This is a genomic window from Nostoc sp. DSM 114161 (assembly GCF_052692665.1).
This window is the reverse complement of the sequence record NZ_CP195141.1, coordinates 3,577,085-3,594,291: the sequence shown is the minus strand read 5'-3', so window position 1 is coordinate 3,594,291 and position 17,207 is coordinate 3,577,085. Positions and strand designations below refer to the sequence as shown.

Sequence of the window (17,207 nt, the reverse complement as noted above, 5' to 3'; positions counted from 1 at the left end):
AGAATCAAGAAAACAGTAAAAGTTGATAGTTGAAAAGCCCAGCAATCAAATTGCAACGCAGACCAAAACGTTTTCTGCAATTAAGATTCTAACCCTGGCTTAGTCGATCGGCTATGGCTCAATGCCCCTTGACCGAAGGTGATGTGAGGGCGTTCTATGGTGGTAGCGAACATGGCTCACAGACTACAATCCAACCCTGTCGCAAGTCCATTGAGCGGCATAACAACACTCATACAGGTTGTGTTGCAAAAACTTGTGAGGCGCTATTTTTAGATCTCGCATTCTACTGCTCAATGTAAGGCGATCGCTTTAATTATTTAATAGAAATAAGTTCTGGAAACACTACTCAGAGGATGTTTGAAAAGTCACGATTGATGTATCAAATATTTTTTAGCCCTCCCTAACCCTCCCCTTAGAAAGGGTAGCCACTGCGCCCTTACGGTGCCGACAGCCAAGCAAGTGGCGTGAGGGAACCGGATTTTTCTTGTTTCCCCCCTTTATAAGAGCTTGTGCCAGAGTGGGAGCTAACCGCAAAACTGCCTGAAAGCCCCCGGCTTCTAGCCGTGGGGAAGCTTACTTGCCGTAATAAACCCTAGCATTCTTATATCCGATGCTTCGGAGATACTTGTTCCATTCTTCTGCTTGTACTCGGTCAGCGAAAGGCCCTACTGCTACGTGTGGGCCTCGTGGTTGAGTTCTTTCGAGGACTCCACCAGATCGTCCTAAATTTTGGCTGAATTGGGCTAAAGTCTGTCTAATTTGAGCGGCGATCGCAGGTAATTCTTGTGAAGTGGTGGGAATGGCGACAAAATATCTAGAGACTTGTTTTGGGATATTTGCAGAACGGCGATCGCTACCTCTATTACCTCCATCAAAATAGCCGGTTTCTTGTCCGTTTGCAAAGCTGATTATTCGTGCGCCATAAATGCCTCGCGACTGTAACTCATTCACCCGTTGTTGAGCATTAGATACTCTGCTAAAAACTCCTGATTGAATGACATTACGTCCTTGATATTGTCGAATGTAAGCACTCGGTTCTAGGCGACGTATTTGTTCTAGGGTCTGGAAATCGCTTGCATCCACAAAAACTAAGTAGCGTTCAAAGTTTTGGTTATATTGACTAAACTGTGTTGGTTGAGAACGCTGAAAATTCGATTCAGGTTGATAATTTTCTGCTGGTTGCGAGGGCTGAAAATCCTGCTCTGGTTGCGAGGGTTGAAAATCCTGCGCTGGTTCCGCCGGTGGTAACTGTGGGGATTGTTGACCAAAGGGAACTGGCGGTAAAGGTTCAAATTCTTGAGCCAGTAGCAGGTTGCTATTAGAAATTTGTGCTTGTGCTGGAGTAGAGTTAGGGATCAGCACTAAACATCCTCCCATTAACAAGGAGAAGATTTGCGATCGAATAAATTGACTTGGTATTGCACTAGACATAATTAGTTAGAAAGTAATCTAAATGGCAATTTCCTTCAGGAAATAATTAGTTTGCTGTTGTAGCAATTAGATAGCGTTAGTGTTAAATTACCTCATTTAGGTTCTAAACAATACATCTGTTACTAATCTTAGATAAGTAAGTGAGTGACAACTATCTATTTGGTTGCTGTTAAGCTCATCCACCCTCAAAAGAGATGGAATTTCACGTTGACAGTTGACAGTTAACCGTCAACAATCAACAGTCAACAGTTAACCAAAGCGCTTTACTGGTAAGGCTTTGAAGAGTCTGTGCTACAATTGGACAACCACGCAACTACCGTGTTGGGTTTGTATGAGAAAAGTCGTCGTTGGTCTTTCGGGTGGTGTTGACAGTTCCACCGCCGCTGCTATCCTGCAAAATCAGGGCTATGAAGTAATTGGTTTGACTCTTTGGCTAATGAAAGGCAAAGGTCAATGTTGCTCTGAAGGCACGATCGACGCGGCTGTTATCTGTGAACAATTAGGCATTCCCCACGAAGTTGTGGATATTCGGGATGTCTTCCAAACAAATATTGTTGATTATTTGGTGACTGGTTACAGTGCTGGGATCACGCCTTTGCCTTGTTCTCAGTGCAATAAAACGGTGAAGTTTGGGCCAATGGTGCAGTATGCCCGCGAAAAGTTGGGGTGCGATCGCATTGCTACTGGTCATTATGCCCGAATTAATTATGACGAAGCTACTGGACGTTACCAATTAATAAGGGCTGTTGACCGTAACAAAGACCAGTCTTATTTTCTCTACGATTTGTCTCAAGATTTGCTAGAGGCGAGTATATTTCCTTTGGGCGAATTGGAAAAAACTGATACGCGTCGTATCGCTGCTGAATACGGTTTACAAACTGCTGATAAGCCCGAAAGTCAAGACTTGTGCTTAGTAGAAAGTAACGGTTCTATGCGGGCATTTCTGGATAAATATTTAGCGCCAAAACCAGGCGATATTGTGGATACCACAGGCAAAGTTTTGGGACAGCATGATGGCGTTCATCACTATACAATTGGACAGCGCAAAGGTTTGGGAATTGCTGCTGCCGAGCCGCTGTATGTGGTTGAATTAGATGCGGTGAATAATCGAGTTGTTGTTGGCGATCGCACTAAAGTAACTGAGCCAGAATGTACTGTAGGGCGAGTAAATTGGGTTTCTATTGCCGAACCATCAACTCCAATTCATGCCGAAGTGCAAATTCGCTATCGTTCCACACCTACACCAGTGACGGTGATTCCTCTGGAAAACTCCCGCGTGCGTTTGGTGTTTGACGAACCCCAATTCAGCATCACACCCGGACAAGCTGCGGTGTGGTATGACGGAGAAAAAGTCTTAGGTGGCGGAATTATCGAACAGTTTAGCTAATGTAGAGACGTTGCAATGCAACGTCTTTATTCTTACACCAAAGAATCATCTTCAGAGTTGCGATTCTGTAAAATATCCAGAATGCGGCGATTCTCTGTTTGTAATCCGCGAACTTCTGATTGCATTTGCAACATATCAGTTCTCATTTCTTGCATATCGGCTCTCATTTCTCGCATATCGATACGGATGTCTCTAATTTCTGTATAAACAGTATCAAAGTTACGCTGCATAGTCTCAAAATTACGCTGTATAGTCTCAAAATTACGTTGATGCTGCGTCACAGTTTCCAAAAGCGCGCTGACTGCTAGACGCATATCAATAAGTTGGTCTTCTATGCGATTGATACGATTTTTGTCTTCGGTCATTTTGATTGCTTACGCCTGAAGAATCATAGTTTTATTGTATTTGAAATTGACTTTCACTTGTAGTGAGGATAATTGGAGTTTTGCAAATATTAATTATGGAAATTAATTGGGTTTCTAGTAATATTGGCAGTCGATAAATTTATAGTTTTGGAATGGCGATCGCTGTAATTATATTGATAAAAATTGCAAAAAATAATCCGACAAATAGATTACTTGTAGAGACGCGATTCATGAGCCAGCCCGTTGCGGAGCGAGTGTGGTCTTGGGGGTTCCCCATGAACAACTCGTGTTGGGGTTCCCACGCCGCTTGCTACCCTACGGGTTCCGCTTTAGCGGTACAAGTCGGCAAAGCCGCAAGGGCGCAATGGCTCCCGGTTGTAGCGACTGGCGTCATGTCTTAACCTTAATTTTCTAACCACCTTGGCTATTGCTATACCTCGCAACTCAATTGCGAGGCAACGGATAAACCAATACGCCTGGGTTAAAGGCTAATTCTACAAAATTGTGGGTTTATGAGACGCGACGCCAGTCGCTACAACGGGGGGAACCCCAACGCGAGTTGTTCATGGGGGAAACCCCCAAGACCATACTCGCTCCGCAACGCGCTGGCTCATAAATCGCCGTCTCTACAAGTGTTTTGGTCTTATCTGAACTGTATTGACGCATAAACATAATTGGTTAAGAGGCTTGCCTCCTGCCTCCTGCCCTCTGCCGGAACGCCCAAATGAGAACTTGGAATGTTGCATGAGAGTCTATAACTTTTGTGTACGCTTATCTGCTTGGACAAAGGGCAAAGCAGATACATTTTGTACACATAGGGATACTAGCTCCCCAAAGTTTGATAGAAGTAGTGTTATTTATGATTGTCATAATTCAAACAACTGACCCTCAATCATCAATGGTGAACTCTACCCTTCTTCTCACACTCTATGTCAACCCTATGACAGGGAATGATACTAATATCGGTTCCAAGTTAAGTCCGTTTAAAAGCCTCACTCGTGCTTTAAAAGTAACTAAAATCCCTACAATCATTCATTTAGCATCTGCCATTTATAGCGTAGCTAGTGGCGAGGCATTTCCTCTAGTTATCCGTGGGGGAGTGAAGGTGGTAGGTAATGAAGCTAATAAAGGAGCGGGGATTGTAATTTCTGGAAGCGGTCAGTATCAAAGCCCCAGTTTCGGAATGCAAAATATCGCGCTGCTGTTGTTGGAAAATGCCAGTATTTTAGGTGTAACTGTCACGAATACCTCAGCAAAAGGTACTGGTATCTGGATTGAATCGGGTGCGCCTACTTTAGCCAACAATACTTTAAGTAACTGTGGACGTGAAGGCGTGTTTGCCACTGGGGCTGCTAAACCAACCATTTTAGATAATGTATTTGTGCAAAATACTGCCAGTGGCTTAGTGATGGCAGGTCATAGCCAGGGCGAAGTATTGGAAAATATATTTCAAAGAAACCCTTTGGGGATAGTAGTTAGCGATTTTGCGGCTCCAACGATCGCCAATAACAAATTATCAGAAAATCGCACAGCGATCGCACTCTCTCGCAATGCCCGTCCTGTGCTGCGTCAAAATCTCATTGCTAAAAACACTCAAGGTGGTCTATTTGTCAATGGTAATGCAACCCCTGATTTAGGTAGTAACGAAGATCCAGGTGACAATATTTTTTGTGATAATACTGAATTTGATTTACACAATGTCACTACACAAAAGCTTGTTTGTGTAGGTAATCAGTTGAATCCTGCTTTAGTCAAAGGATTGGTGGAATTAATTGCTCTTAAAGAGGACGCAAAGACACAGGGACACAAAGACGCAGGCAGAGAGAATGCGGGGAATGTATTACAAACAATCATTGTGTCTTCCTCTGTCTTTGCTTCAGAGCCTCTCCCACTCTCCGCGTCCTCTTTAAGCGCGTCTGTTCAACCAGATCGCCATTGGGCAGAACCATTCATTCAGGCATTGCGGAGTATGGATTTAATTCACGGTTTGCCTGATGATACGTACCAGCCAGATAAACTGATGACTCGCGCTGAATATGCGGCTTTGGTGGCGGTTGCTTTTAAGCCTACTGCTAAACGCCCAGCAGCGGATTTTGTAGATGTATCCAAAGATTTTTGGGCGTATAATGCTATCCAAATTGCGGCTAGGGGTGGCTTTGTTGGTGGATTTACCGATCGCACTTTCCACCCCCATCAAAATGTCAAACGGCTACAAGTGATTGTCTCTTTAGTTAACGGACTGGGACTACCACAGGCTGATAACAATGTTTTAGAAGTGTATAGCGATCGCCATACTATTCCTGACTATGCCGAAAAAGCTGTTGCTACTGCAACACATAAAAGAATAATTGTCAACTATCCAGACCCAAAACTGCTTGCACCTTTACGTCCAGCAACATGCGGCGAAGTTGCGGCCATGGTTTATCAGGCATTAGTCGCCATTGGGCGAACGCCTGCGATTAAAGAAGAATTCACAGTTGAGAATTGAGAATTCAAAATCAATTAATCGAGGATTTATCAGGTTTTGATGGATACAATGCATGGTAGGGGCATACAACTGTCAACGAAGAGGACTGCTAAGTAATAAAGATAACTGTTAAATCACTCTATAGACTCTTGCATTTGACCAGTTGACAAGTAGAATGGGAAACACTGCCTATCGACTTGAGAACTCTGGTAAAAAACCATGTAGTTAAAAGCACGATACGCTATATGCGATGGGTGAAAAATCTTAGGCCTATTGCCAAAAGCTAACAGCCTCATGTTAACAACACTTCCAGATACCTCTGCCAATTTGGCGATCGCGTTATTAATTCACTATAGTTTTGATCTCAGTGGGTATACTGCCAATGAGCTAGTTGAACGTTGGCAAACGCAATACCCACTGAATTGGCTACACCTGGCAGTGATTGAAGCACTATATCAAGGTCGTTATAAAGCGGTTTCTGTGCAGCAAATTTTAGTATTTTGGCAGCGTCGGGAACAGGCTACATATCATTTCAACATGGAATTTGAGCGTATGGTTTGTAGCAAGTTTCCCCAAAGCCTAACTTCATTGGCTGCGCCAGCCTTACCGCCAGTCAAGAAAAATCCAGTTTTTGAGAAAGTAACGAAGCCTAAATTACCGCCTGGGAAACTTAGCAATGGTTATCAAAAAAGTAATACTACAACTCTACAACTGAACGGCCGCGAACAAAAGACATCTCTAGCCGAAGAAGACAAGCACCAAGCCAGGGAGGATAAAAGCGCCCTCAAGTCTACCACTGCAAGTGACTCAGCTTCTTTGCTTAGGCTACCGCCTGCTGTTAGCCAAAGGCAAACTTCATCAGATGTATCATCAGTCTCTCATGAACCGCCAAAACTGCTATCACCTGCGGCTATTCGTCCCCCAATAGGGCAATTTACACCAGAAAAAAGCGATCGCTCTGAGTCTTTTACGTCGAAACTCAAAGCGATGTCTGGGGAACAGGAGGCAGGGAGTAGGGAGTAGGGGGCAGGGGGGAATAACTCTTCAGTCAGCACCCAACACTCAACACCCAGCACTGCTTCCATAAATTAGACAAATTAATTCTGAATTTTGTCAGATATTCCAATTAATTGTTGAAAGCGCGGATCTTCGGCGATATCATCAAAATCTAGGTCGCTTGCTGCTTCTTCTTTGTATCTGGGATTAAGTTCAATCGCTTGTTGCAGAGTTACTAAAGATAGTTCTATTTGTCTTTGGAGTGCGTAACAGGTTGCTTTGTTGTAATAGGCACTGGCATAATCTGGTTTAATTTCTAATGCTTTATTAAAACTGGCGATCGCTTCATCATCGCGTCCCAGCCTGACTAGGGTATAGCCATATTTATCCAAAATTTTGGGAGAATTTGGTTGTAATTCTAGGGCTTTTTCTAAAGATGGGATTGCTTCCTCATATTGTTCTAATGCTATTAGCGAAAGACTGCGATTTAACCAGGCAACTGCATCGTCAGGCTTGATTTGTGTAGCTTTATCAAATGAATCAAAGGCTAGCTGATGCTGTTGTAGATAACCAAAAGCAACGCCGCGATCGCACCAAGCTTGGTGATACTCTGGTTCAATTTGAATAGCGCGATCGTAAGAGGCGATGGCATCTTTGTAGCGTTTTAATCTTCCGAGAGTTAAGCCGCGTTTTAACCAAATAACAGGGTCGTCAGATTGGGTTTTAACTGCTTGGTTGTAAATGGCGATCGCATCTTGATAACGTTTTTCAGAAAACAGCGCATCTGCCTGTTTTACATATTCTTCTACTGTGAATTCCAGTGACTGCGGCTGTTCTTCTTTTGTTTTTTCAACTTCTTTGGGAATGGATGCAGATGTCATCTCAATTAATTCTTGCAGAATGAGATCTTTTCTTTGTTGGGCATCCAATTGTAAGTCAGATAACTGAGATACAAACTCTGTTTCTAATTTTTCTAACTTTTCTAAAATGAGAATTTTTTGTTGTTGGGCATTGAATTGCAATTCTGAGAATTGCGAACTAAATTCATAACCAGATTTTTCTAAATTCTCAATAATTAACTCTTTAGATTTTTGAGCGTCTACTTCTAATTGAGACAAGCGATCGCTAAACTCTAATTGCAGTGATGTTAAATTTTCAATAAGTTTATTTTTTTGCTCTTGAGCATCTGTCTGTAATTCTGATATTTGAGATTTCAATTCACTATCTAATTTCTCAAACGCGACATTTTTTTGCTGTTGAACATCTATTTCTAAATTTGATAACTGCGAAACAAATTCTGACTGCAATTTAGTTAAACTTTCAAGAATTATATCCCTTTGCTGTTGAGTATCAGATTGCCATTCAGACAGTTGAGATGCGAACTCAGATTTTGATAATTCTAGATCGGTAACTGCTAATTCTTGCTGTTGTTGTATACCCAAATTTAAAGTAGACAGTTCTTCAGACAAACTAGATGCTAATTTTCCGAGATTTTCCAGTGCTAAATCTCTTTGTTGTTGAGCTTCCAATTCTAAGTTAGATAACGCCGAAGCAAATTTTGATTCTAAAGATGCTATATTTTCTTGAGACTTTTGAATTTCCGATTCTAACCGATTTAATATTTGGTTTTTAACTAAACTTATGTCAGATGTTACAAGAGATAAATTTTCTGATTGATTTTTAATTTTTTCTTGAATAGCAGCAGTTTCATGTTCTAAATCGTAATTTATTTTTTTAGCTTCTTGAATCAGATTTTCCGCATCTTGTTTAACATTAGTTAGCTGACTTTGTAATTTTTCTACTCCATCTAATTGTTGCATTGCTCGCTCAACAATTTCACGGATAATGGCTCGTCGCAATAGCCAAAGTAAAGCAATGATAGCCAACGGAAATAAACTTAATATAACTAGCCAAATATTGATTAAAATAGTTGTACGGCTAAAAGCACTCTTCAAATCAGATTGAACTTGCTTTTCAGCTCGTAGTCGCGTTAATTCTTCGCGTTCCTGACTTGATAACACCGCAGCAGTAGTTCTTACTGGTTTGGATAATGGCGCAGATTGTCCGCTGGCAATACTAGCAGATAGTAGTAAAGGTGAAAAGATAATAGCGCTTTTTAGAAATAAAGCGAAAATAGCTTGATTTTTACTCTTCATAACAACCATCTCAATCTTTTGGTCAGTTCTTGAAGCGGCGTGCCTCTCTCCAATCTATAACAAAATTAAGTAGTAATCTGGTGAAATATACTAAAGGATAGGCATTGAGTTCATCTGTCGCACCTGATATCTCAGTAACTACCTCTTATGGGATATCTAATTTTTTACAATCTCTACTTAAAATTGAGGCCTTCACACTCTTGATTCTGAATTCTCAATTCTTATTCAATTAACAAAGGCGGTAACAAATGGGTCGCATTAATCCTTATACACTGCAAATGCAGATTACCCGAATGTTTGAGCAGGGACAATCATTATTTGCCACAACTAAAGTGCAAGACTGGTTGAAAGAACGCCAACATAATCCACTAGATTATGATATTATTTTCCATCAAAAACCTGCGCCTCCTGGTTCAAAACAAGTAATGGTAGTGGAAATTGAATTACGCCGCAAAGATGGACAACCAGTAGATCCTTGGTTGCAAGAACAAGCCAACCTTCATGCGTAATCCGATTTTGGATTTGGGATTTTCAATTATGCAGTAAATGTAGGGTGTGTTCCACCGGAGGCTAACGCACCCCGACATACAATAGACCTAACGCCCCATACCCAATGAAAATCATTGCCTATTCTTACACCGATCCTCTACTAGAATCTTCCCCCGATGAAAGCAGTTGGGGATGGGAAGTAGATCGAGTCTATCAAGATTTGGGCAAGCGAATGCAACTACAACAATTACTCACAGATTGCCAAACTGAAGGCGCAGATTATCTGCTGATTCGTCGCTTGGAAGAATTGGGAGATAATCTAGAAGAAGTAAGCGATCGCCTCAATGAACTCGAAGCGATGGGAGTAGCGGTAATTGCTATTGAACAACCCTACACCTCAAAGAATTCGCCTCTTGGCGCTGACTTGCTGAATTTGCTACACGCAATCCAACGCGAACAACGCAGTCGTCGCATCCGCCAAGGACACGCCCGCAATCGTCTCGATGCTGCACCGCCACCCGGTAAAGTTCCCTACGGCTACCGCAGAGGTAAGGGAAAATATACCATTGACCGCAGTACTTCACCAGTGGTGAAGGATTTTTTTGACCATTTTTTACTCTACGGTTCTTTGCGAGGTTCTGTCCGTTATTTGGCGAAGAAATACGGCAAGAAAATCTCTGTTACCACTGGACGCCGTTGGTTAACTAATCCAGTTTATCGTGGCAATACAGCTTACCAAAATGGTGAAATTATCTCCTACACCCATATTCCCATCATTTCTAAGGAAGAAGCTGCCCAAGTTGACCGACTTTTACGCCGTAACAGTCGTTTACCACCCCGCACTGCTAGTGCGCCACGTTCTTTAGCTGGATTGGTCGTCTGTGGCGAGTGTCAATCGCATCTGACGGTTACCCGTGTCACCCAACGCAACCAAGACCAAGAGTATCTGTATTTACGTTGTCTTAGCTGTCCCCGACGCCCTAAGTGTGCAGGTATTCCTTATCAAGAGGTTTTAGAACAGACAATTGAAATAGTTTGTCGCGATTTACCCTTAGCTGTAGCGGGAATGAATTTTCCCCAGTTGGATGCAGTTAAAAATAGTTTAGGTGAAGCGATCGCTCGTCAGCAAGAAATACTTACTCAGTTACCTACTTTAATTGAAACTGGAATTTTAGATACCGAAACAGCAAAATTAAGGGCTTATAAACTCCTCACAGAAATTTCTGCACTCGAAGCCAAGTTGGCAATTCTCCCCCCCGTTAATTTGCGTTCTGTTGCTGTTGCTGTTTCAATTCCGCAATTCTGGTTAGATTTATCCGAAACAGAACGACGATTTTACTTTCGGGAATTCATTAAAGAAATTGAAATTGTTCGCCAAGAGCAAAAATGGCACTTGCAAGTTATTTTTATTTTTTAATAATTCAGAATTCAGGAGAACCCTTGTAGAGACGTAGCACTGCTACGTCTTTACATTGTTTTTCTCTTTGAGACATAGATAACGCACCAACCAAAGGTTTTGGTGTATTACTCTCGGCGATCGCACAACTCTTAATTCAGAATTATACTATGTAATATTATCATACTAGTAGTAACAAAAAAGCTGGAGAAAATATTAGACAATGTAGATTTATTTACAGAATCAGCCAAAAGAATTGAGCCAGCTTTTATACGTCTTATTTTTAGTATTTATCTATAAAAATGATCGTTAAATAATTAAAATAATTTTCCCGGAAAAATAGTACTAATTAAAGAAAGTTGAGTTAATCTTGAAAACTAGCAATAGTTAAGAACAGACGTTGTTACTGGGTGACAACATTGGAGATTCGCTTTGGTCTCTATGTAATCAAACCAGCAAGTAAAATGATTACCAGAGAATATGCAAGAAGGAAGCTTTATTTGGGGTCATCTAGAAAAACAGCATCGCACAGTTGGCAGATGGGTTGATTGGGTATGGCTTGTCGTGTTGCTGTTAGCAGCAGTGTTACTGTTTAGCGTCAATCTAGGAGGATTACCCCTGCGAGATTGGGATGAGGGCACCGTGGCACAAGTCGCCAGAGAAATTTGGCACGCACCAACAGGCTCAATGCGCTGGCTTTACCCAACGCTAGGAGGCGAACCATACCATAACAAGCCCCCCTTAATGCATTTGCTAATTGCTTGGGCTTATTATCTAGGGGGCGAAAATGAATTCACTACGCGGCTTCCCGGAGCAATTTTAACATCAAGTTCAGTACCTTTACTGTATTGTATTGGTCGAGAATTATTTCGCCAACGTTGGGCGGCTATTTATAGTGCCTCGATCTATCTAACAATGCTACCAGTGGTGCGTCATGGACGTTTGGCGATGTTAGATGGCGCGGTGGTGAGTTTTTTGATGGTGATGATGTTGTGCGTATTGCGATCGCGCCGCGATTTACGTTATTGCCTTGGTGTTGGCATCGGTTTTGGCTTAATTTGTCTGACTCAAGGATTGGTGGGCATATTGCTAGGTGCGATCGCGATCGTATTCTTATTTTGGGATACACCACGATTACTCACCTGTTACTATTTCTGGATAGCCATCTTAATCGGCATTTTACCTGTGGTTGGTTGGTACGGCGCCCAACTAATTCACTATGGTTATACCTTCGCCCAAGTTGGTCTTGTAAATTCATCGATCCGAATTGGCACAGTCGCAGAGATGAATTTTGAACCACCTTGGTTCTATATCATTGAACTTTTTAAGTACACATGGCCGTGGTTATTATTCTTGCCGCAAACTGTACGTCTAACTTGGGAAAATCGCAACCTTAGCTGGGCAAAACTAGTACTGGCGTGGAGTGGTATTTATTTACTGGTAATTTCTTTAATGATTACCAAACTTCCCTGGTATGCATTCCCGATTTATCCCAGCTTAGCCTTAGCTTTTGGTATCCAGTTAGCAGAGACAGAAAATTTGCCTTTAGTGTCATCCTATCCCCGTAGTTGGGTAGCAGGTTTGGCGATTTTGGCCGTAGTCGCTTCTACGGGCAGCATTTATTTTAGTTGGGGTACAACACCGAAAACCGACTTACAGCTAATTTTTGCAGCAGTAGCTTTAACAATGACCTTAGCATCTATTTTGGCAGAGCGAGGCGACGGGCAATTTCTGAAAATTTTGTTCTGGGGAAGCTATATTTCGCTGCTACTGTTAATGAAATCGAATTATTGGGTTTGGGAGTTATCTGAGGCTTATCCAGTTAAACCAGTAGCCGCGATGATCGTGCGGGCAAATCCAGCTGCGAAGAAGATTTATACATCTTTTCCCTACTCTCGTCCCTCGTTGGATTATTACAGCGATCGCACCATTATTCCCGCTTCTGTTGGCGAACTGCAATATTATTGGCACTACAACGGTCAACCCTACTTCCTGCTTCACACATCTGTTTTCAAAAATCTGCAACTAGAGTCAATCAAGCTAATCGACCAAGCTGAAGATTGGAAATTAGTTACTAAAGACACAAATCGTTTATAGATTTGGCCATTGGCCAGGGGAAAAGGTTAAAGGGAAAAGGAATAAATTTAATCTTTCCCCTTTTCCCCGGTTGGTGAGCTTGCCTGTCCTGAGCTTTGTCGTTGGCGAAGCCTCTCGTAGAGAAGGGTCGAACCATACCCCTTTCCCTTTGTTGCCCTTTTACTATTTTGAAGAAATGATGAACTCCGTAATCTTGCGGTTTTGCCCGTGAGATGAATTTTTCTATGCTGATAAATATTAAGAAATATTTAATTCATTAAACATGAAACTAGAAAATATCTCATTCTCTCCAGAAGAAACAGGAGGGCTTGAGGCAGCAGCAAACCAACAATTTTCACAAGCATGGGCGAAGAAATATTTACGAAAGCTAGCTGAACGCGACGAGCGAGTCGAAGTCCTCAATCGGAGTGAAATAGCTGCTGAAGTTGCAACAACATTAATGCAGACACTCCGAACCACGAGCGTTCAAGCTTGGGCAAAAACCGAGGCGCTTTTGTCTCAAGAGATTATTCGACATCAAATTGACCCTCAATCTATCGACCCGTGGGCGGTAACAAAAGATGCTCACCAAATTTATCAAACTGCCCTCAGTGCCTATGCTCAACAAATTCCCCCGCCGAAGTTTTCTACATGGATTGCCAAGGATTTGGGAGATATTCGACACAAATACATAGCAGACGATCCCAGAGTTATGGGGTTTATTAGTATGCAGTTCCACTACAGCGGGCAAATGCTCCTCCAATTGACGCCACCAAATCAGCAACCATCGTTGAGTGTTTACTTGAAGGTGATTGACGATCATCTTTACATGCCACTCCAGCGTGCTTACCAAGCAGCAGCAAAACACGCTTACGACGCGCCACCGTTACAAGCTGTCCAACAAATCTTGCCGTTATGCACTGAAATTGCCACCAAGATTGTAGAACGGGTAGTGCAGCTGTATCCGAGCTATGAGTGTTCCACAGGTCGTTTAGATGACGCTAACATCAAGATCTCTAGCGTGCGTGATGTGGAGATGTTCCAGGTTTATCTGTGGGTTTGTATTTTAGAAAATAACATTAGCGCTGTCCAACAAGAGCTATTTCCACTATGCGTGATGCTATATCCCCGATTAAAAGTCAGGTGGGATCTAGTAAGGCAATTAATCGAGCTGCTAGGCATTGAGATCTGTTCTCGTTTGGAACCACAACAGGCTGCTTATTTTGTCCCTTACTATCAGTCATTATGGGCAATGTTCTCACCCGAAGTATTCCCTGATAATGCATCGTAGAAAGTCGATACCTTCGCCACTTCTCAGATACAAAGGTTGGGTTATAGCTTAACGCTTCTTGCCTTTTGTGCCTACACAAGTAAATTTTCCGAATCAAACCGGATTTATATATATAAAACAGTGTTCTATTTATTAGACAAATATAGAACACTGCTTGAAATAAATATTATTGATTGCAAAATTAGAAAGATTAAAGTAAAATCTGATTCATCATAGGTAAAAAACCAATATTATGGCGATTTTTCCTGTGGTTTTTTAATTTGCTCTGTAGGAAGCACTTGGCGATCGGAACTCGTGCTTTCCTGGGTGATAGCAATCATACTAAAAAAAATTGCACTTCCTACAGCAAAGGCCACCATAGGACGCTTAAGTAAGACAAAATCCCTGACAATCCTAGCCAAAGGTCGGCTTTGACGACGCAGCGACGAAGACACCATCATTTGTCTCCAAGTAAACGGATCGCGGACATAATGACCGCTTTGGCAAACTACTAGCCGTTCTTGGCAATAGGGACAACAAAACAAGCCAATACGCGTTTTAATTGGTTTGGGCGTGGCATTTCTTTGGCAAATCGGGCAAGTAACATAATGATTATCAAACGTGTGTATATTCATTTACTCGCTCTATAAGAATAGCTATATTGAATTGGGGTCAACGAAGAGGACAAGGAGAAAGTGAGACAGGGATAAGCACAGACAAAGGGAGATGGTTATCTTATAAGTTTTGTCTCGTTGTTTCCTTATCTAGCACTCCTATGACTTCTAAGTATATTTTTACATCAATGCTGAATCACACATACATTTTATTACTACCAAGGATGGCTCAATGGTCGCAACACGAGTATAGCTAGATTTAGGCAAAAATGGCTTCTCATTAATGTTTCTGGCTCATAGAACTTCTGCTGTCTCTAGGGAAAACAGGGTTGACGTTGACTTCTACTCCATCAGCTGAGGCTAGCAAAAAGCGTAGGCATCGCTGACCCCTAAATAATTGTCTCCCATTTAACTATTTTCCCCACAAAAATTTTGCATAGTGACATTTTTTGCTATGGCTTTGTCAATGGAGTAAATAAAGTCTACTTGTCTGGTTGCTAAATAATGGCTCACAATGAGAAGTAACAGATAAAAATTTAAATTTTTTCTTACATTTACCCTGCCTATCAATGACTCTCTTGCCTCCCACTCAACTGAGGAAGGTAACGGAACAACCTGCCTTTCCCACACCTTCTGCCCGCTTAGCTCACCTAATCAATCGTTTTCAACCATCCCCAGAAACCGTTGTGCTATTTTTAGCCATGCTAATTGGCGGTGGCACTGGTATGGGTGTAGTCACCTTTCACTATTTGATCGAGCTGATCCACCATTTAATGCTAGAAAATTTGATGGGTCAGATCGGTGTCTGGGGTGCTTGGACTCTAGCTTGCGTTCCCACTCTCGGCGGATTAATCGTTGGTTTGATGCGCTGGCGTACTCAAGATTTCGGCCCTGGACTTTCATCTCTTATCGCCGCTTCTCAGGGAACAGAGATCAGGCGACCGCTACGACCAGTTACCAAAATGTTAGCTGCATCAGTTTCTTTGGGAAGCGGTGCTTCTCTAGGGCCAGAGGGGCCCAGTGTAGAAATTGGTGCAAATTTTGGTATGTTGTTGTCTGTGATCCTCAACGTATCTCAGGAACGACGACGTTTACTGTTGGGCGCTGGCGCTGCTGCCGGATTAGCGGCTGGGTTTAATGCTCCCATCGCTGGGGTATTTTTTGCCTTAGAGGTGGTGATGGGAGCTACATCCTTTGCTACTTCTGCTGTGAGTGTGGTGCTACTGGCAGCGGTGGTAGCAGCTTTAATTGCTCAAATTGGTTTGGGGGCACAACCCGCTTTTGATTTACCTGCCTACCAAGTCCGCAGTCCTTTAGAATTGCCCCTTTATCTTGGCTTGGGTTTAGGGGCTAGCTTAATTTCTCTTACTTATACTCAATCAATTCGTTTGGCTAAAGCCTGCTTTGCTGGCAAAGTTCCGGGCTTTCAATTTTTAGGACAAATTCCTCAGCCAATTCATCCAATTATTGGCGGTGTGATTGTTGGCGCAGTGGCTTTGCACTTCCCGCAAATTCTGGGCGTTGGTTATGAAACTGTAGAGGCAATGCTTCAGGATGTCAAATTTTCACTGCACCTATTAGTTGTGCTGCTGGTGGTGAAATTAGTGATGACTGCAATTAGCGCCGGTAGCGGTTTTATCGGTGGTTTATTTGCACCAGCTATGTTTTTAGGTGCTTCTTTTGGTTCGGCTTACGCCAAAATTTTAGCTGTGCTATTCCCAACAATTTGTGACCAAATGGCAGCTCCTCCAGCTTATGCAATGGTAGGAATGGCGGCAATGTTGGCTGGGAGTGTCAGGGCACCGTTAACGGCTATTTTAATGCTGTTTGAATTAACGCGGGACTACCGCATTGTTTTACCTTTGATGGCTGCTGTCGGTTTGAGTGTTTGGTTAGTAGAAAGGATTAAACCAACTTTTAACTCTAATTCCAATCTACAACAAATTGGTCTTTCGGAATTGAAAGATGAACGAGCAGAAATTGTGCAGGAAATTTTGGTAGAAGATGCTATGCATCCCTATCCAAAAAAATTACCTGCAACTTTGAGTGTGTTAGAAGCAGCTGTGGAAATGCTCCGCGATCGCACTCGAAGTGCTTTAGTAGTCGATAAAGCTGACCAATTAATTGGTATCCTCTCTGTAGAAGATATCAACCGTGCCCTTGCTCTTTGGCAAACTTACCCAGATTTACCAGCTGAAATTTCAGATAATTTATCCAGTCAAACTCTCAAGGACATTTGTACTACTGAAATTATTTACGCATGGCAGGATGAACTATTATCTGAAGCTTTAGACCGCATGAGTCTGCGAGGTTTGCATCAATTACCAGTGGTAGCACGAGACAAACCCGATCGCATTTTAGGTTTGCTAGAAAAAGAGCAAATTGCATTAACGTGCAATTTAGCAGTCACCCGCAAAGCACTGCGCCACTATTTACCTTAGTCATTAGTCATTAGTCATTGGTCATTAGTCATTGGTTTTCACAGATGACTAATGACAAAAGACAAAGCGCAAAGTCTGATGGAGAAAAATCTACCCTCAGAACTTTCTAACAAAGACAA

At 42.3% G+C, this 17,207-nt stretch carries 15 protein-coding genes; 10 read left to right on the top strand and 5 right to left on the bottom strand.

Annotated elements, in window-relative coordinates; all coding sequences use genetic code 11:
- Positions 1 to 113: 113 nt before the first annotated feature.
- Positions 114 to 299 carry a hypothetical protein gene (locus NSTC745_RS15690; RefSeq protein WP_445637956.1) on the top strand — a complete coding sequence of 62 codons (186 nt, stop codon included), beginning with the start codon at positions 114 to 116 and terminating at the stop codon, positions 297 to 299.
- A gap of 274 nt (positions 300 to 573) precedes the next feature.
- Here NSTC745_RS15690 and NSTC745_RS15685 read toward each other — a convergent pair whose 3' ends face one another.
- Positions 574 to 1,431 (bottom strand): hypothetical protein, encoded by an 858-nt coding sequence (locus NSTC745_RS15685; RefSeq protein WP_445637955.1) that lies wholly within the window; start codon positions 1,429 to 1,431, stop codon positions 574 to 576.
- A 331-nt stretch (positions 1,432 to 1,762) separates the two neighbouring features.
- Here NSTC745_RS15685 and mnmA point away from each other — a divergent pair, with 331 nt between their 5' ends.
- Positions 1,763 to 2,818 (top strand): tRNA 2-thiouridine(34) synthase MnmA, encoded by a 1,056-nt coding sequence (gene mnmA / locus NSTC745_RS15680; RefSeq protein ID WP_445637954.1) that lies wholly within the window; start codon positions 1,763 to 1,765, stop codon positions 2,816 to 2,818.
- A 32-nt stretch (positions 2,819 to 2,850) separates the two neighbouring features.
- On the opposite strand, the gene NSTC745_RS15675 is transcribed toward mnmA, so the two are convergent.
- Both NSTC745_RS15675 and NSTC745_RS15670 read right to left on the bottom strand, forming a co-directional pair.
- On the bottom strand, positions 2,851 to 3,183 hold the full coding sequence (locus NSTC745_RS15675) for a hypothetical protein (RefSeq protein WP_445637953.1): 333 nt from the start codon (positions 3,181 to 3,183) through the stop codon (positions 2,851 to 2,853).
- A 139-nt stretch (positions 3,184 to 3,322) separates the two neighbouring features.
- On the bottom strand, positions 3,323 to 3,460 hold the full coding sequence (locus NSTC745_RS15670; RefSeq protein ID WP_445637952.1) for a hypothetical protein: 138 nt from the start codon (positions 3,458 to 3,460) through the stop codon (positions 3,323 to 3,325).
- Between NSTC745_RS15670 and NSTC745_RS15665 the strand changes: the two genes are divergently transcribed.
- From NSTC745_RS15665 to NSTC745_RS15655, 3 genes are all read left to right on the top strand, one after another.
- On the top strand, positions 3,459 to 3,584 hold the full coding sequence (locus NSTC745_RS15665) for a hypothetical protein (RefSeq protein ID WP_445637951.1): 126 nt from the start codon (positions 3,459 to 3,461) through the stop codon (positions 3,582 to 3,584). The two genes, NSTC745_RS15670 and NSTC745_RS15665, sit on opposite strands and share 2 nt — an antisense overlap.
- 497 nt (positions 3,585 to 4,081) lie before the next feature.
- Entirely contained in the window at positions 4,082 to 5,671 is a 1,590-nt protein-coding gene (locus NSTC745_RS15660; protein ID WP_445638618.1) for a DUF1565 domain-containing protein, read from the top strand.
- Positions 5,672 to 5,944: 273 nt separating this feature from the next.
- The gene (locus tag NSTC745_RS15655; protein ID WP_445637950.1) at positions 5,945 to 6,673 is read left to right on the top strand and encodes a hypothetical protein; all 729 of its coding nucleotides are present in this window, start codon (positions 5,945 to 5,947) and stop codon (positions 6,671 to 6,673) included.
- A 74-nt stretch (positions 6,674 to 6,747) separates the two neighbouring features.
- Here the strand turns inward: NSTC745_RS15655 and NSTC745_RS15650 are convergent, their stop codons facing one another.
- Positions 6,748 to 8,802: a tetratricopeptide repeat protein gene (locus NSTC745_RS15650; protein WP_445637949.1), complete on the bottom strand. Its 2,055-nt coding sequence runs from the start codon at positions 8,800 to 8,802 to the stop codon at positions 6,748 to 6,750.
- Between the two features lie 248 nt (positions 8,803 to 9,050).
- Between NSTC745_RS15650 and NSTC745_RS15645 the strand changes: the two genes are divergently transcribed.
- From NSTC745_RS15645 to NSTC745_RS15630, 4 genes are all read left to right on the top strand, one after another.
- Complete coding sequence (locus tag NSTC745_RS15645; protein WP_096534244.1) at positions 9,051 to 9,311, top strand: hypothetical protein; 261 nt, start codon at positions 9,051 to 9,053, stop codon at positions 9,309 to 9,311.
- Between the two features lie 104 nt (positions 9,312 to 9,415).
- The gene (locus NSTC745_RS15640) at positions 9,416 to 10,708 is read left to right on the top strand and encodes a recombinase family protein (RefSeq protein WP_445637948.1); all 1,293 of its coding nucleotides are present in this window, start codon (positions 9,416 to 9,418) and stop codon (positions 10,706 to 10,708) included.
- 459 nt (positions 10,709 to 11,167) lie between these two features.
- Positions 11,168 to 12,784, top strand: coding sequence for an ArnT family glycosyltransferase (locus tag NSTC745_RS15635; protein ID WP_445637947.1), 1,617 nt, complete (start codon positions 11,168 to 11,170; stop codon positions 12,782 to 12,784).
- A 262-nt stretch (positions 12,785 to 13,046) separates the two neighbouring features.
- A complete protein-coding gene (locus NSTC745_RS15630; RefSeq protein WP_445637946.1) occupies positions 13,047 to 14,054 on the top strand; it encodes a hypothetical protein in 1,008 nt (335 codons plus the stop codon).
- 230 nt (positions 14,055 to 14,284) lie between these two features.
- Here the strand turns inward: NSTC745_RS15630 and NSTC745_RS15625 are convergent, their stop codons facing one another.
- Positions 14,285 to 14,668 carry a hypothetical protein gene (locus NSTC745_RS15625; RefSeq protein ID WP_096539144.1) on the bottom strand — a complete coding sequence of 128 codons (384 nt, stop codon included), beginning with the start codon at positions 14,666 to 14,668 and terminating at the stop codon, positions 14,285 to 14,287.
- Between the two features lie 548 nt (positions 14,669 to 15,216).
- On the opposite strand from NSTC745_RS15625, the gene NSTC745_RS15620 reads away from it, so the two are divergent.
- A complete protein-coding gene (locus NSTC745_RS15620) occupies positions 15,217 to 17,088 on the top strand; it encodes a chloride channel protein (RefSeq protein ID WP_445637945.1) in 1,872 nt (623 codons plus the stop codon).
- Positions 17,089 to 17,207 lie beyond the last annotated feature (119 nt).